Source organism: Chryseolinea lacunae (assembly GCF_016735595.1).
GTDB classification, from domain to species: domain Bacteria; phylum Bacteroidota; class Bacteroidia; order Cytophagales; family Cyclobacteriaceae; genus Chryseolinea; species Chryseolinea lacunae.
Window position 1 is genome coordinate 1,047,158 of record NZ_JAERRB010000001.1, and the last position, 20,936, is coordinate 1,068,093.

At 52.4% G+C, this 20,936-nt stretch carries 19 protein-coding genes; 10 read left to right on the forward strand and 9 right to left on the reverse strand.

Annotation, left to right across the window (positions count from 1 at the left end; all coding sequences use genetic code 11):
- Positions 1-63: 63 nt before the first annotated feature.
- The 5 genes from JI741_RS04170 to JI741_RS04190 all read left to right on the forward strand — a co-directional run bounded on the left by JI741_RS04170 (position 64) and on the right by JI741_RS04190 (position 3,335).
- A complete protein-coding gene (locus JI741_RS04170; protein ID WP_202007666.1) occupies positions 64-483 on the forward strand; it encodes a VOC family protein in 420 nt (139 codons plus the stop codon).
- A gap of 67 nt (positions 484-550) precedes the next feature.
- Positions 551-934 carry a DoxX family protein gene (locus JI741_RS04175; RefSeq protein ID WP_202007668.1) on the forward strand — a complete coding sequence of 128 codons (384 nt, stop codon included), beginning with the start codon at positions 551-553 and terminating at the stop codon, positions 932-934.
- A gap of 55 nt (positions 935-989) precedes the next feature.
- Positions 990-1,559 (forward strand): dihydrofolate reductase family protein, encoded by a 570-nt coding sequence (locus JI741_RS04180; protein WP_202007670.1) that lies wholly within the window; start codon positions 990-992, stop codon positions 1,557-1,559.
- 62 nt (positions 1,560-1,621) lie between these two features.
- On the forward strand, positions 1,622-2,272 hold the full coding sequence (locus tag JI741_RS04185; RefSeq protein WP_202007671.1) for a hypothetical protein: 651 nt from the start codon (positions 1,622-1,624) through the stop codon (positions 2,270-2,272).
- A gap of 79 nt (positions 2,273-2,351) precedes the next feature.
- On the forward strand, positions 2,352-3,335 hold the full coding sequence (locus JI741_RS04190) for a toxin-antitoxin system YwqK family antitoxin (protein WP_202007672.1): 984 nt from the start codon (positions 2,352-2,354) through the stop codon (positions 3,333-3,335).
- A 79-nt stretch (positions 3,336-3,414) separates the two neighbouring features.
- On the opposite strand, the gene JI741_RS04195 is transcribed toward JI741_RS04190, so the two are convergent.
- The 5 genes from JI741_RS04195 to JI741_RS04215 all read right to left on the reverse strand — a co-directional run bounded on the left by JI741_RS04195 (position 3,415) and on the right by JI741_RS04215 (position 10,313).
- A complete protein-coding gene (locus JI741_RS04195; RefSeq protein WP_202007673.1) occupies positions 3,415-5,823 on the reverse strand; it encodes an ABC transporter permease in 2,409 nt (802 codons plus the stop codon).
- Between the two features lie 171 nt (positions 5,824-5,994).
- Positions 5,995-8,649 (reverse strand): ABC transporter permease, encoded by a 2,655-nt coding sequence (locus JI741_RS04200; RefSeq protein WP_202007674.1) that lies wholly within the window; start codon positions 8,647-8,649, stop codon positions 5,995-5,997.
- Positions 8,650-8,658: 9 nt separating this feature from the next.
- Positions 8,659-9,009, reverse strand: a complete 351-nt coding sequence (locus JI741_RS04205) for a PadR family transcriptional regulator (RefSeq protein WP_202007675.1) — start codon at positions 9,007-9,009, stop codon at positions 8,659-8,661.
- Between the two features lie 285 nt (positions 9,010-9,294).
- Positions 9,295-9,783: a MarR family winged helix-turn-helix transcriptional regulator gene (locus JI741_RS04210; RefSeq protein WP_202007676.1), complete on the reverse strand. Its 489-nt coding sequence runs from the start codon at positions 9,781-9,783 to the stop codon at positions 9,295-9,297.
- Entirely contained in the window at positions 9,780-10,313 is a 534-nt protein-coding gene (locus tag JI741_RS04215; protein WP_202007678.1) for a GNAT family N-acetyltransferase, read from the reverse strand. Before JI741_RS04215 ends, JI741_RS04210 begins: the two co-directional genes overlap by 4 nt.
- 160 nt (positions 10,314-10,473) lie before the next feature.
- On the opposite strand from JI741_RS04215, the gene JI741_RS04220 reads away from it, so the two are divergent.
- The 4 genes from JI741_RS04220 to JI741_RS04235 all read left to right on the forward strand — a co-directional run bounded on the left by JI741_RS04220 (position 10,474) and on the right by JI741_RS04235 (position 15,064).
- Positions 10,474-11,823 (forward strand): M20/M25/M40 family metallo-hydrolase, encoded by a 1,350-nt coding sequence (locus JI741_RS04220; RefSeq protein WP_202007680.1) that lies wholly within the window; start codon positions 10,474-10,476, stop codon positions 11,821-11,823.
- A gap of 78 nt (positions 11,824-11,901) precedes the next feature.
- Positions 11,902-12,303, forward strand: a complete 402-nt coding sequence (locus JI741_RS04225; protein ID WP_202007682.1) for a hypothetical protein — start codon at positions 11,902-11,904, stop codon at positions 12,301-12,303.
- An 81-nt stretch (positions 12,304-12,384) separates the two neighbouring features.
- Positions 12,385-14,523: a prolyl oligopeptidase family serine peptidase gene (locus JI741_RS04230; RefSeq protein WP_202007684.1), complete on the forward strand. Its 2,139-nt coding sequence runs from the start codon at positions 12,385-12,387 to the stop codon at positions 14,521-14,523.
- Positions 14,524-14,647: 124 nt separating this feature from the next.
- Positions 14,648-15,064: a DUF6157 family protein gene (locus tag JI741_RS04235; RefSeq protein ID WP_202007686.1), complete on the forward strand. Its 417-nt coding sequence runs from the start codon at positions 14,648-14,650 to the stop codon at positions 15,062-15,064.
- Between the two features lie 30 nt (positions 15,065-15,094).
- On the opposite strand, the gene JI741_RS04240 is transcribed toward JI741_RS04235, so the two are convergent.
- Positions 15,095-15,898: an SDR family NAD(P)-dependent oxidoreductase gene (locus tag JI741_RS04240; protein ID WP_202007688.1), complete on the reverse strand. Its 804-nt coding sequence runs from the start codon at positions 15,896-15,898 to the stop codon at positions 15,095-15,097.
- Between the two features lie 331 nt (positions 15,899-16,229).
- Here JI741_RS04240 and JI741_RS04245 point away from each other — a divergent pair, with 331 nt between their 5' ends.
- The gene (locus tag JI741_RS04245; protein WP_202007690.1) at positions 16,230-16,616 is read left to right on the forward strand and encodes a response regulator; all 387 of its coding nucleotides are present in this window, start codon (positions 16,230-16,232) and stop codon (positions 16,614-16,616) included.
- A gap of 105 nt (positions 16,617-16,721) precedes the next feature.
- On the opposite strand, the gene JI741_RS04250 is transcribed toward JI741_RS04245, so the two are convergent.
- The 3 genes from JI741_RS04250 to JI741_RS04260 are packed head-to-tail and all read right to left on the reverse strand — an operon-like array spanning position 16,722 to position 20,936.
- The gene (locus tag JI741_RS04250) at positions 16,722-18,062 is read right to left on the reverse strand and encodes a DUF4302 domain-containing protein (RefSeq protein ID WP_202007692.1); all 1,341 of its coding nucleotides are present in this window, start codon (positions 18,060-18,062) and stop codon (positions 16,722-16,724) included.
- A gap of 12 nt (positions 18,063-18,074) precedes the next feature.
- Positions 18,075-19,442 carry a zinc-binding metallopeptidase gene (locus tag JI741_RS04255; protein ID WP_202007694.1) on the reverse strand — a complete coding sequence of 456 codons (1,368 nt, stop codon included), beginning with the start codon at positions 19,440-19,442 and terminating at the stop codon, positions 18,075-18,077.
- Between the two features lie 21 nt (positions 19,443-19,463).
- Positions 19,464-20,936: a RagB/SusD family nutrient uptake outer membrane protein gene (locus JI741_RS04260; protein WP_202007696.1), complete on the reverse strand. Its 1,473-nt coding sequence runs from the start codon at positions 20,934-20,936 to the stop codon at positions 19,464-19,466.

Below are 20,936 nucleotides of genomic sequence, written 5' to 3' on the forward strand. Positions count from 1 at the left end.
CGTAAACTGCGTCAATGTCTGCAATTTTGTGTCGGGGTCGTCATAAAAAAACCGGCCTCAAGCATGGCAGCCATTCATTCATACCTGACCTTTTCCGGAAATTGCTTTGAAGCGATGACCTTCTATCAGGAATGTCTTGGCGGCGAGCTGGTGATGCAGACGGTTGGCGAATCGCCGCTGGCCGCGCGGTTGCCGTCGCACATGAAAAACTATGTGCTTAACGCGGTGCTCACCAACGAAACGCTTGTGCTCATGGGATCTGACATGGTGCCTGAGCCGGGGCTTTCGAAAGGCAACGCCGTGTCGATGATGCTGCATTGCAACAGCGAGGCCGAAGCGAAACAATTCTACTCCCGGCTTTCGGAGCAGGGCAAGCAAACGCATCCGCTGGAGCAAACCTTTTGGGGCGCGTTCTGTGGTGATCTCACCGACAAATTCGGCAATCACTGGATGCTGCAGTTCGATAGACCGGAGCCGGCATAATGGGCATTCCAAATTTTTATATTTTAACTCTGAACCTTAAATTACACTAACCACAACCCAACGTCACATGAAACGCATCAACATCATCTACTGGATTGTTACAGGCTTATTTGCCGCCTTCATGATTTTCTCGTCCACTTCCAACATCGTGAGTTCGCCCGAAGCGGTGGCCATGCTGCACGATCAACTGGGCTACCCCACCTATTTCATTCCCTTCATCGGTGTGGCCAAGTTGCTGGGCAGCATCACCATCCTGGTTCCCGGTTTTCCGCGATTGAAAGAGTGGGCCTATTCCGGATTGCTGTTCGACCTGATCGGCGCTACCTATTCGTTCTACTCCATCGGCGAGCCGGTCTCCGCATGGTCACCCATGTTTATTTTCATCGGCTTTGGTTTTGCGTCCTACCTGTTGTATCACAAACGCGCTGCCATGAAGGCCGCACAGGCGTAGGCCGTTCATCACCATCATCGCTCTTCGCGAAACAACCATCGACCACATCATCCATATGAGAAAGACCATTGCCCTTCTCCACACCACGCTCGACGGCTTTCTGGCCGGACCCAACGGTGAAATGGACTGGATACAATACGACGAAGAGATTCAGGATCACGTGGCCGCAAAAATGCACGGCATCGACACCGTGTTCTACGGCCGCGTGACCTACGACATGATGGTGGACTTCTGGCCCGCCGAAGCAAACAACCCCGACGCCACCCCCTATCATCGCGAACATGCACGCTGGATTGGCGAAACCACAAAAATTGTGTTCACCAAAACGATGAAAGAAGCCACGTGGCAAAACACGGTGCTGATACACGACAACATTCCAAAAGAAGTGGAGCGCCTCAAAGCCCTTCCCGGCAAAGACATGCTCATTATCGGCAGCGCCTCCATTGCCCGCTTCTTTTTACAAAAAGGTTTGCTGGATGAACTGTGGCTGAACATCAACCCCGTGATTCTTGGCAAAGGCATTGATTTGTATAAAGACCTGCCGCAGAAAATAAACCTCACCTGTCTCGAGGCAAAGAAGTTTGCCTGCGGCGTGGTGGGATATTGTTATCGCGTTGAGCGGTGATGAATTTACCACGGTTTGCGTGACGTATTCTTTTGCTATCTTGAGCGAGATACTTGCAAGTCATGAAACACGTTGGACTTTTTCTTTATCTCATTCTCCTATTCTCCTGCGAAGGCATTGTCCGTTTTGAAGAGCCTCAACCCGAAGGCGTGAAAGCAGAGGTATCCGTTCCCAAAAAGTTGACCGGTACCTACCAGCTTTTTGATAGCCCCAAAAGCGAATTAATCATCACACGCGAGCGTGTCATTCAAAAAATCACCGTAGACACAACCTTCCGCTTCTCCAGCCTGGATTCTGCCGACCGCATCCAAATACTGGAAGACGCAGCCAGGGATAGCTTGAAAAATGATCCGACATTCTTCACAAAAATTGTAGGCGACACGGTCTACGGCCATTTCGGTTTTGTAGACACGCTCCTCAGCATTCCGGACGGCGATGTGCTCAAAAAATTTAAGGGGTATTATTTACTAAACAGCTGTCGGGGAGAAAACAGCTGGTATGTCACTAAACTGGGCGTTGTGAAAGCCGGGCTCGTACTGGGCAACATTTCTACGGGGCAGGATCTGAAAAGCCTGCAGGCGCTAACCAATGCCCCCTCCGACACCATCTATACCTTTCGCCCCACACGCCGCCAGTTCAAAAAATTTATAAATGAACATGGCGATCGACTTCAAACTCTGTACGTGAAAGTCCCCGCACGTCAAAAGCACTAGCATGAAAATTATTTGTCCATAATCTCGTATTTTGCATACGTGTAGGTCGTGCATCCGCATCGCCCGACTATTCCTGGTTATGAAAAAGATTATCCTTGTCCTTTTGCTAAACACGAGCTGGGTTGGGTTGACCAGCGCCCAGCAGACCGTGCTCAAATACCCGCATTGCAACTGCGTTGAAAAAATTACGCTCACCGAAACCGAACCCAAGAAACCCAACGGTCCCTATGAGTGGGTCTGCAACGAGGTGGTGGTGGAGAAGGGACAGTATAAAGATGGCGTCAAGGACGGTCAGTGGACCAACAAGAGCGGCAAGGGTGTGGTGATTGCCCGCATCGACTATGACAGCGGCAAGTTAAACGGCGACTATGAACTGTTTCACTCCGACGGCACCACAAAACTGGTGGCCCACTTCGATCATGGCGCCCCCGAAGGCACGTGGCAATATTTCAACACACAAGGTAAAATCATCAAGACGGGCGCCTACCACGCCGGCAAGCCCGTGGGCCTGTGGACGATCTACGACAAGCTTGGACGCAAAGCGCTGCTCGACTACGACTTCGACCAAACCTCGATGGCTCCCGGCAGCGTGAATCCATACTACAAAAACGACATCATGATTCACGACGATCAAAGCGGCGAATATGTGATCCTCTATTATCCCGATCGCACGCCCCGCGCCGAGATTCAACCGCTGGGCGGCTACTTGCTGGCCAATGACTATTTTGTTCAATACTTCACCATTCCGCCGGTGATGATGGATACGTATGTTAAATACGATTTCGTGGCCAGCGTAGCCGTGGACCACAACGTGGTGAAAGACATCAACGTGCTGTTTCGCGAAACGATGCCCTACTACCCACACGCTCCCTCCTTTCCCTACATCGTGTCCACAAACGGTGCGGGGAAATTGCAACGCGTCACGCACAGTGTGCTGAACCTGAAATACCTTCGCTCCAAAATCCAGGAAACGCTTTTGCTGATGGGACCCTGGCTGGGCACCACATCCACGCCGGTAGAAATTCACGTTCCGTTTGTGCTGAACGACCTCAAGAAATTTTAATAGCGACTTGACGGATTCCTATCCGCTCAACCAAAGCCTGCGCCCACAACGAAATCGTTGCGAAGCGCAGGGGTTTTCTTTACTCTGACTTTAAACTTTTCACGGGATTCATCCGGGCTGCTTTAATGGACTGATAGCTCACCGTGAGCAACGTGATAACTACGGCACCGGCACTTGCCAGGGCAAACGTCCACCACGACAGATCGGTGCGGTAGGTATAGTGCTGCAACCAGTTTTGCAAGGCGAAGTAGGCTATGGGCACTGCCACCACACACGAGATGATGGTGAGCATAACAAAGTCTTTCGAAAGCATGCGCCACAGGCCAAACACCGAAGCGCCCACCACCTTGCGTATGCCGATCTCTTTGGTGCGCTGCTCCGACACAAACGACGCCAATCCGAAAAGACCCAGACAGCTGATGAAAATGGCGAACACCGCGAACACGGAAGCCAGTTTGCCCACACGCTCTTCGGCGGCAAACTTCAGCGCAAATTGCTGGTCGGCAAACGTGTAGTCGAACGGCGCCGACGGTATCACTTTCTTGAACACGCCTTCAATTTTCGGAAGGGCTTCGGCCACGCTCACGCGGGGATCGATCTTGATGCTGAACCAGCCATGCCATCCCTGCAGGAAATAAACCGTGGGTTCCACCAGTTCAAACGGCGATCCCATCACCATGTCTTTCATGACGCCGAGAATTCTATAATCGCGATCCACATTGTAGGCCTCATTTTTCCAATGCATGATTTGCCCTACGGGATCTTTGATGTTCATGTATTTCACCGCCGCTTCGTTCAACACAAAGCCGCTGGAGTCGGACGCAAACTGATCGGAGAAATCGCGACCCGCCACAAACTGCCAGCCCACGGTGGTGCCAAAAGTTTGCGACACCGACAGCGTGGCAAAGTTCGCTTCCAGGTTTGGATCTTTTCCTTGCCAGGTGAAGCCGCCATTGCCCGACCACACATCGGTGACGCGCCCACCCGAGGTGGCGATCTCCTTCACCACACCGGTTTTCTTCAACTCGTTTCGCAGCACTTCGGTTTGAGAATAGAACTCGTCTGTTTTTCGTTGCACCATCACCAGACCTTCGCGGTCGTAGCCCGTGGGCCGGTCTTTCGCAAACATCACCTGCTTGTAGATGATCATGGTGCCGATGATGAGCGCAATGGATATGCTGAATTGCATCACCACCAAAACCTTGCGGGGCAACGACGCCATTCGTCCTATGCGAAACGAGCCTTTCAATGCGGCGGTGGCATTGAACGACGACAGATAGAATGCCGGGTAACTTCCCGACAACAATCCGGTGATGGCCACGAACAGCGCGCTGCTCACCCAAAACCAGGTCTGTCCCCAGGGCATGTGCATGGCTTTGCCCGTGATGTTGTTGAACCACGGCAGGGCAAGACCTATCAAGGCAAGGCTGAGAAAAAACGCCAGGCCCACCACCAAAAACGACTCACTAAAAAACTGTCCGATCAACTGGCGCCGCAGCGACCCGATCGATTTTCGGATGCCCACTTCCTTCGCGCGTTTTTCCGAACGGGCCGTGCTCAGGTTCATGAAGTTTATGCACGCCAGCAGCAACACAAAACCTCCGATGGCTCCGATGATGCGCACGGCTTGTATGGGACCATTCTCGAGCGTCCCACGCTTGAAGGCAGAATACAAATGCCAGTCAGCCATGGGATGGAGCATTACCACGGGGTTGTACTTCACTTCTTCCTGCATGGCTGGCATTTTCCGGATCACTTTCAATTCGGCCTCGCGTATGTTTTCGTTCACACGTTCCAGGGTTGTGTTCGGTGCTATCTCCGCATAGATAAACAGAAAATGATTGGACCATCCTTGGTCCTTCATCCAGCCGTTGGTGATCATCTTGAGCGACCAGGGAAGAATGACCTTCACGCTTTCAAAATTGCTGTTGTAGGGCAGGTCTTCATAAACACCCGTCACCTTCACATCGGTTTCGGTGTCGATCTGAATCATTTTATTCAAAGGCTCCGCGTCGCCAAACAACGCCTTGGCTGCCGACGCCGACATAAGTATGGAATGCGGGTCGTTCAGCCCCGAGCGTGTGCCGCTCAGCATTTTCAACGACAGCATTTCGGCCGCACCGGCGCCCATGTAGGCGCCCGATTGCGAAATGGTTTTGTCGCCCAGGGTCAGCAGGTTGTCGGATTGCTGGCTTGGCACAATGTGTTTGAAGTTGGCGGCGTAGTTCGTTTCCAGTTCTTCGATCAACGGAAAGGGCAAATGCCGTTGGCCTGTGTAGAACTTGCCTTCGAAGTTTCCACCCTTCATGATCTGCACGATGCGCGGGTAATTTTCATGAACCTTGTTGAACGATAACTCATCGACGACCCACAGGCCGATGAGAATGGCCACGGTCATGCCCGCTGCCAGCCCGCCGATGTTGATGAACGAGTAGCCGGGATTCTTCCGAAGATTCCGCAGGGCGATGGAAAGATAATTTCGAATCATGATGATGTATGGTAAAGTGTTACAGAATCAAAAGACAAAGACTAAAGACTACACCCGGCACCTTGCCAAACCTGTGCCAGCCGTGAAACCGTTGCCTGCGAACGTCATGCGCGTATGTGATACCCGCATATGTTCAAAGGCGACCCGATGCTGTGCGGATTCGATCACACCCTACTCCGACCTCAGTCCGTTCACCGGCTTGGCCATGCCCGCGCGAATGGACTGATAGCTGATGGTGACCAACGCGATCATCACGGCCATCACACCCCCCAGCACAAAAACATCCCATGTGATTTCGATCCTGTAGGTGAAATCTTCCAGCCAGTGTTTCATCATGTACCATGCGAGCGGCGCGGCAATCACGATAGAAATAAACACCAGCTTCACAAAATTGAGCGTGAGCAACCGGAAGATGTTTTTGAGCGATGCACCCAGCACCAGCCGGATGCTGATTTCTTTTCCGCGCTGCTCGATCATGAACGACGACAGGGCAAACAATCCCAGACACGCCACAATGATGGCCAGCACAGCAAACGTTGTGAAGATGTGCCCCATGCGCTGCACGTCTTCATACATACGACCAAAGCTGTCGTCGAGGAACGCATAACGAATGGGTTGATGCGGCGATATTTTTTTCCAGATGTCTTTGATAGAGGCAATCGACGCCGCGAGGTTGCCGGGTTTTATTTTTACCGAAACAATGCTCGGACTGTTCCCCAATTTCAACAGCAACGGATCAATCTTGCCCCGCATGGTGTCGAAGTTAAAGTCTTCTACAACCCCAACAATCGTGAACACTTCCCAGTTTTGTATGCGTTTGCCTACGGGATCGGTCAGCCCCAGTTCCTTTGCCATGCGTTGGTTGATGACGACGGCCGAAGAATCGGAAGCCATTTCCCTGGAGAAATCGCGACCCGCTACAATCTTCATCCCCATGGTTTTCACATAGTCGTGGTCGACCACCCAAAACTGACCACCCACCGACTTGTCTACATTCTGGCGACCTTCAACATAGAAGCCGTTGCCATTTCGTTTGGTGCCGCTGATGGGCAGGTAGTCACTCACCGTCACACTCTGCACCGACGACAATTCCAGCAATTCACTTTTTAAGGTGCTCACTTTTTTGCCCAGCGTGTTTGTGCCCTGCAACAGCAGCACCTGCTCCTTGTCAAAGCCGACATCGCGCGTTAATATGTAGTTTACCTGGCGATAGATAATAAACGTGGAAATGATGAGGACGATGGACGTGGTGAACTGAAAGACCACCAGCACACTTCGTGTGGTGGCATTCTTGCTGCCGCGACTCACGTTTCCTTTCAACACCTGGATAGGTCTGAACGACGACAAGTAGAAAGACGGATAGAGGCCCGCCAGGATACCGATGGCCAGGCAAGAACTTAACAGCAAAGGCACCAACCACCATTCGCCCCAGGGAAAGACGAGCGATTTAGCCGCCAGCACATTGAAATAGGGCAACAGTGCCCACGCCAGCAAAATGCCAAACGCAAACGACAGCACACTGAACAACACGGACTCGATGAGAAACTGATTCACGATGTTGCTGCGATAGGATCCCACAGTTTTGCGCAGCCCCACTTCCTTGGCCCGGTTGGCCGACTTGGCTGTTGACAGGTTCACAAAGTTGATGCAGGCAATGATGAGGATGAACGCCGCCACACCTCCAAACAACCAGACAAAGCGGATGTCGCCGTGTGAGATCGGGTCCTGGATGCCCGCATTGCGCAGGTGTATGTCGGTGACGGGCTGCAATTCATAGTGAATGGCTTCCGCCATTTTTTTGGCTTCCGAGCGTCCCTGGTTCAGCCACAGCGGCAAGAGATATTTGCTCACCACCTTATCCATCTTGTGGGCAAGTTCTTTCGGGTCGGTGCCGGGGCGCAACAGCAGGTAGGTAGGATAGTTGTTGGCTCCCCAATAATTCTGTTCGCCCTCCCAGAACTCGCGTCCTTTCATGGTCACGAAAAACTGAAAGTGCAGGTGTGAGTTTTTCGGAAAGTCTTCGATGACGCCCCCGATCTTGAATGGTCCTTCACGATCGTTGTTCACCACCATGAGCTTGCCTACGGGATTTTCGTTCGGAAAATATTTCTCGGCACGGCTCCGTGTAATCACCATCGTCTTGGGTTGATCGAGGCAATGGGCGAGGTTGCCATAGACCATGGGCACTTTCATGATTTCAAGCAGCTCCTGATCGGCAAAGACAAATCCTTCTTCGAACGTGTTCTCGGTCTGATCGTCGCGGCGAATCTGGTTGCTGCCGGCACCAAACAGTTCGCTGGAATTGTAGCGTCCTGCTTTTTCGATTTCGGGATAATCTTCCTTGATGGAGTTGGCAAACGGCGCCTGCATCCACACACCGCGATTTATTTCTCCATTGTCGTTATACACCTCCACCACACGATATATGCGGTTGGCGTCGGGATACTGAAGGTCGTAGCTCAGCTCGTCGCGAATGAACAGGGCAATGAGCAGACACGCCGCGATGCCCAGGGCAAACCCTCCGATCTTGACGAAGGAATACATTTTTTGTTTGACCAGATTTCGCCATCCGATCTTGAAATAGTTTTGAAACATGGCGTAATGAATTAAGGATAGAATCGATTTTCGAATGGCGAAGGGACGCATGTAGTGCATCACTTCATACCAGTAGTGAAGCTTCGCGCGAAAGGGCGATGTTTGCTTCAACTTCAGTTTGTAGGTTTCAAACAAGTCGCCTTCCACTTCTTCGGCAAGGTCGCTGCGAAGAAAAAACAACAGCAGCCGACGGGCGGCACGCGGGGGCGACAACTGTTTTTTCTCCTTCATAGTGTTTGGTTATGACAATGACTTCTGTAAACCCTTGAGGGTTGCAAATCCGGGAAACTGTTTCCAAAGCGAAATCCTGAAATCGCGCGCTTCGGCCAACACTTTGCGGCCGTAGGCGGTGATGGTATAGATGCGCTTGCGCCGACCGCCCCGTTCGGCAGTGGCTTCACCCATTTTCGAGTTCACAAACCCTTTCTCTTCCAGCCGCGTGAGTGTGGAATGCACCGCACCGATAGACACGGCACGCCCCGCCTGCGATTCAAACTCACCCGCTACCCGGAATGCATAAGCGTCTTCGCCCAATATGCCCACCAGCAGCAGGATCACTTCTTCAAATTCACCTAAACGCGTTTCGATCATATCTTTGTTTCTAGATTGTAGAGGAAATATAGACAATCATTTCTCAATATGTTCTACTATTTAGTATGAAATGAAGAAAAAAATATCGCGACAGGTCAAACGCAGCGCCAATAACATGGCTCCCCGCTTAAGAATCACGACGAATTAAAGAATATACCGGTCCTTTATTGAAAGGATACAGCTAGGACGCTAAAAAATTTTCAGAGGTTACATTCGCTTCACGACACCCCTTGCCGGGAATGGCAGTTCGCGTCGGTTAGATTGCGGATTGATAGAGGGTGGCGCTTATTTACGATTCAGCTTCTTCTCCAGTTTTTCGTAGCGGCCATAATAACTTTCCTTTGCCACGGCGGCTTCGGTATCTTCCACGGCTTTCAGCAGACTCGATCCGTTATTATAGACTTGCCGTGCCACTTGTCGCATAATGGCCCACAGCGGTTCCAGCTTTTGCAGCATGGTCTGGGCCTTCGGGGTGAGTTGCAGCAGGCGCTTTCGTTTATCGTCTTTGCTCACCACAGATTTGATCAGTTTTTTCTGTTCCATCTCCCCCACCAGCGCAATGATAGAAGGGTGGCTGTAGCCGATTTCCTGTGCCAGCGCCACCACGTTCATCGACGAGCGCTTCGACAGAACATAGAGCACCGGAAACCACTTCGACTCGAACGCGATGCCGTTCTCTTTATAGATACGCGTCACGTCGCGGCGCATGCTTTCGCTGAGGCGCATCAGCCGCGTGGAAAGTGCCAGTTCGCCAAGCTCGTCGATCAGATTCATGCCGGTGGATTTTCGTTGGGTTCGGTTGGCGTGTCGAGCACGCGTTGCAGAAATTTCAGATCCAGCCATTGGCCAAATTTGTAGCCCACCTGCCGGATGTGGCCCACCTCTTCAAACCCGAGTTGTGCGTGCAGGTGCAGGCTTGCCGTGTTGTTGGCGTCGATGCCGGCAATGAGCGTGTGCACCTCGCGTGCGCGGGCCTGCTCCACAAGTGCTTCCAGAAGTTTGCGGGCAACACCGCGCTGCCGGAAGTTTTTATGAACATAGACCGAATGCTCTACCGAATATTTATAGGCTGGCCACGCCCTGAACGGTCCATAGGATGCAAAGCCGGCCACCTGCCCGTCAATTTCCATCACCAGCACCGGAATGCCCTTCTCTATTTTCTCGTCATACCACGCCTGCCGCATTTCCATCGTGTGCGGTCTGTAGCTGTAGACCGCCGTGGTGTTCACGATGGCATCGTTATAGACATCCAATATCGCCGACAGGTCGCCTTGCACCGCAGGTCGTAGCAGTTGCTGATTCATGATTTTCAGAAATTATGTAGTTGACTACGCAAATATACTTTTCAACGCCTATTCCAGGCAAGCGAAAAAGTGAATTCGCGGGCCGATGGATACATAAAATGCATTTGCAATTCCCCTCGGGATGACTAATTTGCCCTTCATTGTTTTAAACCTTTCCCCTATGACCACCGTCACCGCTCAAGCGTCGCGTTCCGTCCTGACAAAAGTGCTCACCCCAGCCCTCGTGCTGGTGATGCTAACCGTGGGCGCCGCGCAGGCCCAACTTTCCAAAATAGAAAAAAAGCTTGTGGCCAATGTGGATGCACACCGCGCCGAAGCCCTGAAGTTGCTGGAAGAGGTGGTGAACATCAACAGCGGCACCATGAACTTTGAAGGCGTTCAAAAAGTGGGACAGATTTTCCGCGCCAAACTGGACGCCCTGGGCTTCACCACACAATGGATCGACGGCAAACCATTTCAGCGTGCCGGGCATCTGGTGGCTCGTCATGCGGGAAAAGGAAAAACTATTTTACTTATCGGCCACCTCGACACCGTGTTCGAACTGTCGAGCCCCTTTCAGAAGTATACCGTTGAAAACGATTCGGTGGTGCACGGCCCTGGCGTGGGCGACATGAAAGGTGGCGACGTGGTGATCATCCAGTCGCTCCAGGCACTAAACGATGCGGGCCTGCTCAAAGACATGAGCATCATTGTGGTGATGACGGGCGACGAAGAGCTGAGCGGCGAACCGCTGGCATTGTCGAAATATGATCTGATTGAAGCTGCGAAGGTAGCCGACATCGCCATCGGATTTGAAGATGGCGACGGCCTTCCCGAAACAGCAAACATTTCGCGCCGCAGTTCGTCGGACTGGACACTGAAAGTGACTGGGGTGCCCGCGCATTCTTCGCAGATCTTCACCGACAAAATCGGCGCCGGCGCCATCTATGAAGCCAGCCGCATCCTCAATCTTTTTTACAACGATCTGTCGAAAGAACCCGACCTCACCTTCAACCCGGGTGTGATCCTGGGCGGCTCCACGGTTGAACACGACATCAACAAAAACGGCGGCAGTGCTTTTGGCAAGGGAAACATTGTGTCGAAAGAAGTGATTGTGACGGGCGACATCCGCACCATATCGCCCGAGCAACTGGACAAAGCACGCGAAACCATGAAGCGCATCGTGGCACAACACCTGCCACAAACCAACGCCGAGATCACCTTCGACGAAGGTTATCCTCCGCTGGCGGCCACTCCCGGAAACTATGAACTGCTGAAACATTTTGACAAGGTGAGCCGCGACATGGGCTTCGGACCCGTGACCGCCAACCGTCCCCGCGATGCCGGAGCAGCCGACATCAGCTTCACATCGGGCTATGTAGACATGGCCATCGACGGCCTGGGCCTGGGCAGTGCTGGCGGCCACACCGTTCACGAAATTGCCGACCCGCGCACACTGGCCATGCAAAGCAAACGCACCGCCGTGTTGCTTTATCGCCTCACACGCGAAAAAGTTTCGTCGGGTCGCTAAGCCTTTTACAAAGGTGATCGGTTGATTGTGTTTGATTTTTTATAACCAAACGGCTACCCGTGTGTTAAAGAAAAAAGTATGACCATCACCCTCCAGCTCATTTGGCTTTTCACGTTGGCCATTCCCATCGCCAGCGTGGCCTGGACCGTGACACACGAAGAAGTTTTTCGTGAGCCACGCGAATTTTGCATCCATCGAAGCAAAGCCGGAAAGTCTTTGCTGGAACGTAAATTCTTTTACCTCTTCACCTGCGAATATTGCTTCAGTCACTACGTGACCGTGGGTTTCATTATCCTGACCGACTACAAACTCCTGCTCGCCGACTGGCGTGGCTACCTCATTGCGGGCTTTGCGCTGGTGTGGATCGCCAACACCTACATGAGTCTCTTCGACCGCGTTCGCATGGACATCAAACGCGAGAAAACCGAAATTGAAGTGTTGGAAGAAAATGGAACAACCAAGTCTGCAAAGAAGGCTTAACCTGCCTCAACGATTCCAATGGTGTGAGGTCGCAAGTCGGGATACTTCACCCCTTATTGTACCTGATATTTCCGCTAAATAATGAAAGAACTTTCCATTCTCTCTTGCATGATGCTGTTTGTTGTGGCATGTTCGCAGAAGAAAGACAACATCACGACCATGCACTACCCCGACACAAAGAAAGGAGAAACCGTTGACCACTATTTTGACGAAGCCGTGACCGACCCCTATCGCTGGCTCGAAGACGACACCGCCAAAGAAACTGCGGAATGGGTGACGGCCCAAAACGATGTGACGTTTGGCTACCTCGATAAAATTCCCTTTCGCGCAGCCATACAAGAACGGCTAAAGCGCCTCTACAACTATGAGCGTCTGGGCGCGCCTTCAAAAGAGGGTGACTTTTATTACTTCTCTAAAAACACTGGCCTTCAAAATCAAAACGTGGTCTATCGCAAGAAGACCGAAGACGGCACACCGGAAATTTTTCTCGACCCCAACACGTTCTCGAAAGACGGCACCACAGCACTGGCCGGTTTGTCGTTCACGAGCGACGGAAGCCTGGCGGCCTATCTCATTTCCGAAGGCGGATCGGACTGGCGCAAAGCCATCGTCATCAAAACCGCTGACAAAACCGTGGTGGAAGACACACTTGTTGACCTGAAGTTCACGGGCATTTCGTGGCGGGGCAACGAAGGCTTTTACTACAGCAGCTACGACAAACCAAAAGGCTCCGAGCTGTCGTCGAAGACGCCGCATCATAAATTGTTCTACCACAAGCTCGGCTCACCCCAGAGCAGCGATGTGCTGGTGTTTGGTGGAGAAGAAACGCCGCGGCGCTACATCTTTGCCAGCCTCACCGAAGACGAACGTTTTCTGGTGGTGCACGCCGCCAACAGCACCACCGGCAACGAACTCTATGTGCAGGATCTCCACAATCCGCAAAGCAAACTCACACCTGTCGTGAACAACTTCGACAACAACCATTCGATTGTTGAAAACAACGGCGATGTGCTCATCCTCCGCACCAACCTGAACGCCCCCAACTACAGGCTTGTGAGCGTGCCCGCAGCAACGCCCACCCCAGAGCATTGGAAAGACCTTGTGCCGCAAACCGACAATGTTATTCAATCGGTGGGCACGGCCGGAAAAAAAATGTTTGTGAACTATCTGAAGGACGCCAGCACACTCATCCGGCAATACGACTACAGCGGCACATTCGAGCACGAAGTGAAACTGCCGGGCATCGGCACGGCCGGGGGCTTTGGCGGGAAGATGGAAGACGATCATGTGTATTATACCTTCACGTCGTTCACCTACCCTTCGTCTGTTTTCAAACTTGATATTCCAACCGGTGCCTCCACGCTCTATGAAAAACCCGTGGTAGACTTTAATCCGGAGGCCTATGAAACAAAGCAGGTTTTCTACACCAGCAAAGACGGCACAAAGGTGCCCATGTTTATTGTGTACAAGAAAGGACTGGCGCTGAACGGCAAAAACCCGACGATACTCTATGGCTATGGCGGCTTCGATGTGAGCCTCACCCCCAACTTCAACACCTCGCGCATTGTGTGGCTGGAGAACGGCGGTGTGTTTGCCCAACCTAACCTGAGGGGTGGTGGCGAATACGGCGAAGCCTGGCACGTGGCTGGCACCAAGCTGAACAAACAAAACGTGTTCGACGATTTTATTGCTGCGGCCGAATACCTCACCCGCGAAAACTATACATCACCCGAATACCTCGCACTCGCCGGTGGTTCCAACGGTGGGCTACTGGTGGGTGCCACCATGACGCAACGTCCCGACCTGGCCAAGGTGGCGCTGCCCGACGTGGGGGTGATGGACATGCTTCGCTATCACGTGTTCACCGCTGGCGCCGGCTGGGCCTATGACTATGGCACCGCCAACGATTCGAAAGAAATGTTTGAATACCTGAAACGTTACTCGCCTGTTCATGCCCTGAAGCCAGGCACGGCCTACCCCGCAACCCTGGTCACCACAGCCGATCACGATGATCGCGTGGTGCCTGCGCACTCGTTCAAGTTCGCGGCCACGCTGCAGGCTGCACAAGGGGGAACAAACCCCGTGCTCATTCGCATCGCCACAAAGTCGGGACACGGCGCGTCGAATCTATCCAAAGCCATGGAAGTGGTGGCCGATCAGTATGCCTTCGCATGGTATGCCATGGGGGTGTTGCCTCCCCTGGCGAAAAAGGATATGTAGCGCTCCCGCTATAGCACCATCTTTCAAAAAGCAATGTTCGCGCATTGCTTTTTGTGTTTTTGAAGTATTGATCACAAAACACAATGCCGTCTGTGTTCGTTTATCTTTAGAAAAAAACAATGTCATGCCCGAGCCAAAAACCACCAACTACACGGATACTTTCATTGAAGTAGCCGAAGATTCTCCGGCTAAAAAAGCGGAGATCCCTCCTCAAAAAACGGAGAAGACTGTGGCTGCGCGCCAGTTCGATATGCTCTACGATCATCCCTATCAATACACATCCGACGATGTGATTTTCGCCGTGCATGCCGAGAAAAACAACATCGCCAAAAAAGACTTCACCAGTGCGCGGCGTGAATTTTTCTCAAAAGGCCAGGCGTGCTTTCGTTCGTCGCCGCTCGCCAAGCGCTATGGCTGGGGTGTTCACAGCGATGCGCATGGAAAAATTGCCATCTATCCCCTGGAGTCGGCCGAGTATAAAAAGCTGGCCAAAGACAAATCGTTGCAGCATGTGAAGGCCATGCGTTCCAAACGTGGCTGACATCACGAAAGTCCGGTTGAAATAAACGTCCTACCCAAAGGGAATGATCGGTGTTTTATAGTTCAGTCCGCTCGTGGTGCCGCAGGTGACGTCGAGGGTGATGCCTGTAATTTTCCCGGCCATGGGCGAGGCAAGGAACAAGGCCGTGTTGGCGATGTCGGCCATTAGCGGAAGCGTTTTCAACATCGTGTCTTCTCTGAGCTTTTCCATGAACTCCCGGGTCTCTGCACCACCATGCTGCAACGCTTCCACAAACGGGCGCGAGTCGGGCGAGCCTGCCGACCGGATGTTCACCACGCGCACGCCATAAGGACCAAGCTCAACGGCCATGCTGCGCGACAAACCTTCGATGGCGTTGCACACCGGGCCAAAGCCACCCACCTTCGGATAACCCACGCCCCCGGGTGTCGCCGTCAGCGAAAGAATGACGCCCGATTGTTGTTTCATCATGGCGCGCCCGGCGGCCGTCATGGTGGTGAACTGCGACTCCATGGCGATGCGCAACGGACGCGCAAAATCCTCGCGCGGCATGTCGACAAGCAGAATGTTTTGCACGTCCTGCACGCCAATGAGGTTGAACGACACGTCCACATGACCGAACTGTTTTAGTAATCCATCCATGTGGGTGTTCACAGCATCTTCGTTCAGTGCGTCCACTATGGCAACTTCAGCTTTCCCTCCTGCGCGAACAATTTCGGCAGCCAGTGATTCAATCTTGTCGAGGCGGGGCCCCGTCAGAAACACAGTGGCCCCTGCGTTTGCAAAAACTTTTGCCACAGCGCCCGCAACCGAGCCTCCGGCGCCATAGAACACGGCATTCTTATTTTTGAGCATCGCTTTTTTGGATTGGTGATAGAAACAAAAGTAGGTGCCGGCGTGTTGCTACGGGCGGTGTGATCGAGACAGAATGAAGGTCTATTCCGACATTCGGAGCGCGGTCCTGTTGATGCCAGAGTCAAACTCCGCAACGTCTCACGCTATCGGAATCCGGAAAAACAGGCAGAAAACGTCCATCCAAGTCCTGAAACTTCCGCTGTTGGCTTTTGTTTGTGCCGTTCCGATTATTATACTACCTTATATGATCTAAACCTGCTGCCTTCCCCAGACCGGAAGTGTGCCAGGTTTTTTTTCTATTCTCCATCGTTCAAACATTACCCCCGCTGCCATGAAAAATGTTTTGCTAGTAGACGATGACAAAGTTTTCAACTTCATCAACACACAGATGCTGCGGCAGGCGGGCATTGCCAGCGACATTCACACAGCCATGAATGGCAAACAGGCCATCGACTATCTCAACACGTGCAGTGAAGAAACCGCACCGTTCCCCGACCTGATCCTGCTCGATCTCAACATGCCCATCATGGACGGCTTCGGTTTTCTGGAAGCGTTTCGGTTTTTAGGGCACGAAAAAGAAAATGTGAACATCATTGTGCTGAGCTCTTCCGAAAATCCAAGCGACATACACAAAGCCAAAGACATGGGCGCTTCGTTGTATCTCACCAAACCCTTGTCAACCGAAAGCCTGCGCCGCGCGCTGGAGTTCACGTCCTAAAAAAAAAGAAACCCGTCCACAGCAACATGCCATGCGACGGGCTCTTCCATTAACCTAAATCTTTGCTATCGTTTTGTCCGTTTCGTGAACAGACAGTGTTGCGTCTTAATTGGTGAGATATCCGGTGAATGAAAACTCGGGACTCTCCTGACTAAAAAATCCTCCCAACAATTCCACACCACCACCCACATATTCGCCGGCAAATGTTTCGTTGTCGAAGTGCTGCAAAATCATCACCATGTCGTTGGCAATCGCATCGCCGTTTTCGTCTGCCCCGGTATAGGTGAACTTGAATTTTCCGGAAGCATTGATGGCATAGCTGTAGTTATATTGGCAAAGGAACAAATCCTGACCGCGGCTCACCGTCACCACCACATACATTTTTTTGCCGGGCTTGTCGAATATCACAAAGATGTCGGACAGTGTGAGGTTGTATTGTCCGGACTGAAGACTCTCAGCCGCCGTGTTCCAAAGGCCTGTGAAGTTTGTGGATTGACCAGGCAGTGGATTGCTTCCCGCATCAAAGGGGATGCGCACAGCCAGGTAGTCGGTGCCGATGTAGGATGAAAAGAGAATACTGGGTTTGAAGAAATAGGGATCGGTGAGCACGTCCACGCTTTTGCGCGCGCCGTCAATTTCGGCATAGTAGCGACTGTTGTCGGCATCCCACAGGAACGACTGCACACTGCCGGCATTGGTCTTGATGGGTTGACTCAGCACCAGGCCGTCCATCGAAATCACATACGACACTTTGTTGTTCACCACAGCCGTTCCATCGTCGGAAACGTATTGGGCAGTGAGCGACTTGGCGTTGGCATTGAAGGCAAACGTGATGGCCTTGTCTTTCGACAACGAAAGTTTCAGGGCCTTGTTTGCCGTGCCATAGTGCAGAATGTCTTTGATGCGTCCACCCAACACCAGCGCCTGTTCGGCTGCCGTGGCTTTCAGAAACGTGATGCGCGAGCCGCGTTGAATACCCTCCAGCACAAGGCTATCGCCCACGGTGCCTGCAAAAGCAAACTCGGAATCCGAAATGCGGCCTTCCCCATCGGTGCCGCCATTCACACCGCCGGTGGGATCGGCCGGAAGATGAATGTAGGAGTAGGTGGTGAAACTCAGCGTGGTGGTTTGCAACGTCTTCACCGTCCACAAACTCGACTTGGGTGTGCCCGCGGTGGTCTCGTTAAAATCCGACAGCATGCTCACGGTGCCATCGGCATTGAAGTTGAAATAATAAAAGTAGCGAATGCCCGAACCCGTCAGCAGCGAGGCCTTCCAGCCATTCGGTGCTGATGTGAGCAACGCTGTTTGCTCGTTCACGGCCGCTTGTGTGCGCGCGTCTGTCGACTCGTTGAATACGCGATCGTAGTTGTTGTCACAGCCCGTCACCAGCACGGTCAACACCCATGCTGCGGCGGCAAAGAATATCTGAATCTTGTTCTTCATCGTGCTTTGATTTTAGTTGCTCAACTCTCCCACGCAATAGCTTGACGGCGATTCCACCGGAAACAGTGCCGGAAGAAATTCGCCCGAGCACATCTCGAGGTAGTCGGGATAGAATGTGTTGTTGAAATAGGAATACAGCGCCGTGGCACCAAGGTCGTTCACCAGATAGTCAGCGTTGGCATCTTCACTGAGACGGAAGAACTGCAACACGCCTTCATCGAAGGGATCGGTGGCGCGAAACACAAAGTTTGCTTCCTTATACACGCGCACCTCCGACTTGATGTTGTAATAATACAGCGTGAGCATCAGCAAATCCGTGTCATAGAACGACACCTTGAAGTTGTAGTCCATGGCAAAGTTGTTCGCATGAAGCACATCGTTGTCGGCCACGTAGCGAGCAATGAGCTCGTTCGACTCGGGCATGGTCATGAGGTCGAAGTTCATGGTGGTGTATGTTTTGTTATAACCCCACACATCGAGCAACGGATCGGGCACCGAGCCCCCGCCTCCACCGTTCGACGGTGCCACGGCTTCAATAGCCGCCTGCACGTTCGTCTGAAGCTCGTAGAGGTCGATGTTAAACGCCTTGCGGAAATAGTCCACGATAATCTTTTCTTTCTTGCGCAGCGCGGTGTAGCCATCATTGGTAGTTTCGCAGCTCAGCATGCGCTCATAGCCCTCGCGGCCCATCACCAGCATCATAGACACCATTTCGGCAATGTCTTCGTCGGGCGACACCATGGCATAGTTGGTGATAAATCCCAGTTGACGCGCCTGGCTCACCGATATGGTATTCCAGTTGGCGGTATACTTGCCCGCCGAAACTTCTTTCAACTCTGCAGGATAGGTTATCTGCTGATTCAAAATGTGCGTGAACTCGTGTTCGATCACGTGCGTCATCTCCGTCACTGCATAACGATCGGTTTTCAAAAAGCTGTTCACCACATACAGCACCACCTTGCGTCCGCCTTCGGCTGTGCCCAGCGTGATGGAGCCGTCGAAGTTGTAGCTGGGGCTGCCCACCATCACAAATTGTTTCGGACAATATTTTTTGATGAACGCATCACCGGCCAGACCGGCATAGGTGTCTATCCAAATGCTCTTCACCACTTCCATCACATCCTTCACTTTGGTTTGATCGGGCGGCACCAGCGTTTTGAACAGATCCAGTTCGGATGCGTCCTGTCGGTATTTCACTTCGATGTTGTAGGGCTGTGTGAAGTTTTCGTTCAGCCAGTTGTCAAGCGGTGTCTTGGCGTTGGGGCCGCCAACGTATTCACCATCCGACGCGGGATTGTCATTGTAGGCATCGTGGCACGCCGTGACGGTGAGAAAAACCATCAACAGGGCCAGCACACTATTTTTATGTATATGCTTCATGTCTTTGCGATTTTAATTGTCTTAGCGTGGATTAGGTTGAAGTCCGCCGGTGGAAACCGCCTCGCGGGGAATCTGCAACACCCGGCGTGCATCGTCGGCTTTCAACACGATGTCGGCCTCGTTCTTCACCGTGTGCGTCACCACAATCTTGTGGCGCAGGATATCAAACCAGCGCTGGCCTTCGTGCAAAAATTCGATGCGTTTAAAATCCAGGATGGCCGATAACACCACCTCGCGCGACGTGGACTTGTCGGGATAATAGTCAAACAGTTTTTCCATCCACAAGCCGTCGATGCTGCGGTAGTTCACCACGCGTGTGCTGATCCACGTGTTTAGATCGTCAAGCGATTTGGTGTAGTTGTTCAGCATGAGGTAGGCCTCGGCACGGTTAAACAACACCTCTTCGGCCGTGAACATGGGCACGATGGTGTAGGGAAACCCCGTGGTGGAGTTGACGCCGGTCTGCACAAAGTGCTCCTTGAATTTATAGATGAAATACACGCCCGTGGAGTTATAGAACACACTGAAGGCATACTGTCTTCCCGAAGGGTTGGTGTTATACATCTCGCGCAATTTTGGCGCGCCTGTGGAATAGCGATAGCCCAGGAATGAACGCGCCCACAACGACGACGTTTCGCCCAACAACAGGTTGGCCGCTTCGGTCGAGTTGGTATAGTTGAGCGAAAGATCGGCCGCCGTGTAGGTGGAGTATGTTGTGTTCCAGGGACGCAAGTGCGAATAGAAATCTCCATCCGGAAAAACCGCGTTGGCATGATCCACCACTTTCTGATAGTCGCGCTTGAACAAATAGAAGCGTGATGCAAAAGCGTGTGCCGCCGTCTGTGTGAAGTGATATTTCGGTACGCCCGTGCCTTGTGTGCCTGCGCTGTAGACCTGATCGTTGATGAGTGGCAAACCTTCCACCAGATCTTTCTCGATTTTTTCGTAGACGTCTTTCACCGTGCCGCGATCATATTCTTTGAATGATTGTTTTTCGGGATCAGTCACATAGGGAATGCCGGGGTTCGCGGCGTCGGAGCCCGTGCCGGTATACGTCTTTGCAAACAGCGTCACCAGCATGAAGTGCGAATAGGCGCGGGCCACCAGGGCTTCTCCTTTTTGTGCAGCAAAGTTTGCTGCGTCGGGAGCCGAATCGATAAACTCAAGAACATGGTTTGCTGCGGCGATGGCCGTGTAGCATTCGTTCCAGTAATTTTCGGGCGAGTCTTGGTTGGTCGATGTGCCATCGCGCCAGAAGTAGGGGTCGGTGTTCACCGGCGACTGGCTGCCACTGGCATTGTCTTCCACGTTGTCGCTCATGGCTTCACAGAACGCCATGTAGTTTCCTTTCGGATAGGCCGTGACCAGCAGCTCCGACAACTTCTCCTGCGAATCAAGGGTCGCACGGTTGTCGGGAACTTTCGAGAGAAAGTCGTCACATCCTGCCGCGAGCAGCAGTGTGACGATCAGTAATGTTATTGTATATTTTTTCAT

What these genes read in the sequence shown, in the direction of transcription:
- JI741_RS04170 (WP_202007666.1), top strand. Translation starts at nt 64, where the DNA reads ATGGCAGCCATTCATTCATACCTGACCTTTTCCGGAAATTGCTTTGAA.
- JI741_RS04175 (WP_202007668.1), top strand. Translation starts at nt 551, where the DNA reads ATGAAACGCATCAACATCATCTACTGGATTGTTACAGGCTTATTTGCC.
- JI741_RS04180 (WP_202007670.1), top strand. Translation starts at nt 990, where the DNA reads ATGAGAAAGACCATTGCCCTTCTCCACACCACGCTCGACGGCTTTCTG.
- JI741_RS04185 (WP_202007671.1), top strand. Translation starts at nt 1,622, where the DNA reads ATGAAACACGTTGGACTTTTTCTTTATCTCATTCTCCTATTCTCCTGC.
- JI741_RS04190 (WP_202007672.1), top strand. Translation starts at nt 2,352, where the DNA reads ATGAAAAAGATTATCCTTGTCCTTTTGCTAAACACGAGCTGGGTTGGG.
- JI741_RS04195 (WP_202007673.1), bottom strand. Translation starts at nt 5,823, where the DNA reads ATGATTCGAAATTATCTTTCCATCGCCCTGCGGAATCTTCGGAAGAAT.
- JI741_RS04200 (WP_202007674.1), bottom strand. Translation starts at nt 8,649, where the DNA reads ATGAAGGAGAAAAAACAGTTGTCGCCCCCGCGTGCCGCCCGTCGGCTG.
- JI741_RS04205 (WP_202007675.1), bottom strand. Translation starts at nt 9,009, where the DNA reads ATGATCGAAACGCGTTTAGGTGAATTTGAAGAAGTGATCCTGCTGCTG.
- JI741_RS04210 (WP_202007676.1), bottom strand. Translation starts at nt 9,783, where the DNA reads ATGAATCTGATCGACGAGCTTGGCGAACTGGCACTTTCCACGCGGCTG.
- JI741_RS04215 (WP_202007678.1), bottom strand. Translation starts at nt 10,313, where the DNA reads ATGAATCAGCAACTGCTACGACCTGCGGTGCAAGGCGACCTGTCGGCG.
- JI741_RS04220 (WP_202007680.1), top strand. Translation starts at nt 10,474, where the DNA reads ATGACCACCGTCACCGCTCAAGCGTCGCGTTCCGTCCTGACAAAAGTG.
- JI741_RS04225 (WP_202007682.1), top strand. Translation starts at nt 11,902, where the DNA reads ATGACCATCACCCTCCAGCTCATTTGGCTTTTCACGTTGGCCATTCCC.
- JI741_RS04230 (WP_202007684.1), top strand. Translation starts at nt 12,385, where the DNA reads ATGAAAGAACTTTCCATTCTCTCTTGCATGATGCTGTTTGTTGTGGCA.
- JI741_RS04235 (WP_202007686.1), top strand. Translation starts at nt 14,648, where the DNA reads ATGCCCGAGCCAAAAACCACCAACTACACGGATACTTTCATTGAAGTA.
- JI741_RS04240 (WP_202007688.1), bottom strand. Translation starts at nt 15,898, where the DNA reads ATGCTCAAAAATAAGAATGCCGTGTTCTATGGCGCCGGAGGCTCGGTT.
- JI741_RS04245 (WP_202007690.1), top strand. Translation starts at nt 16,230, where the DNA reads ATGAAAAATGTTTTGCTAGTAGACGATGACAAAGTTTTCAACTTCATC.
- JI741_RS04250 (WP_202007692.1), bottom strand. Translation starts at nt 18,062, where the DNA reads ATGAAGAACAAGATTCAGATATTCTTTGCCGCCGCAGCATGGGTGTTG.
- JI741_RS04255 (WP_202007694.1), bottom strand. Translation starts at nt 19,442, where the DNA reads ATGAAGCATATACATAAAAATAGTGTGCTGGCCCTGTTGATGGTTTTT.
- JI741_RS04260 (WP_202007696.1), bottom strand. Translation starts at nt 20,936, where the DNA reads ATGAAAAAATATACAATAACATTACTGATCGTCACACTGCTGCTCGCG.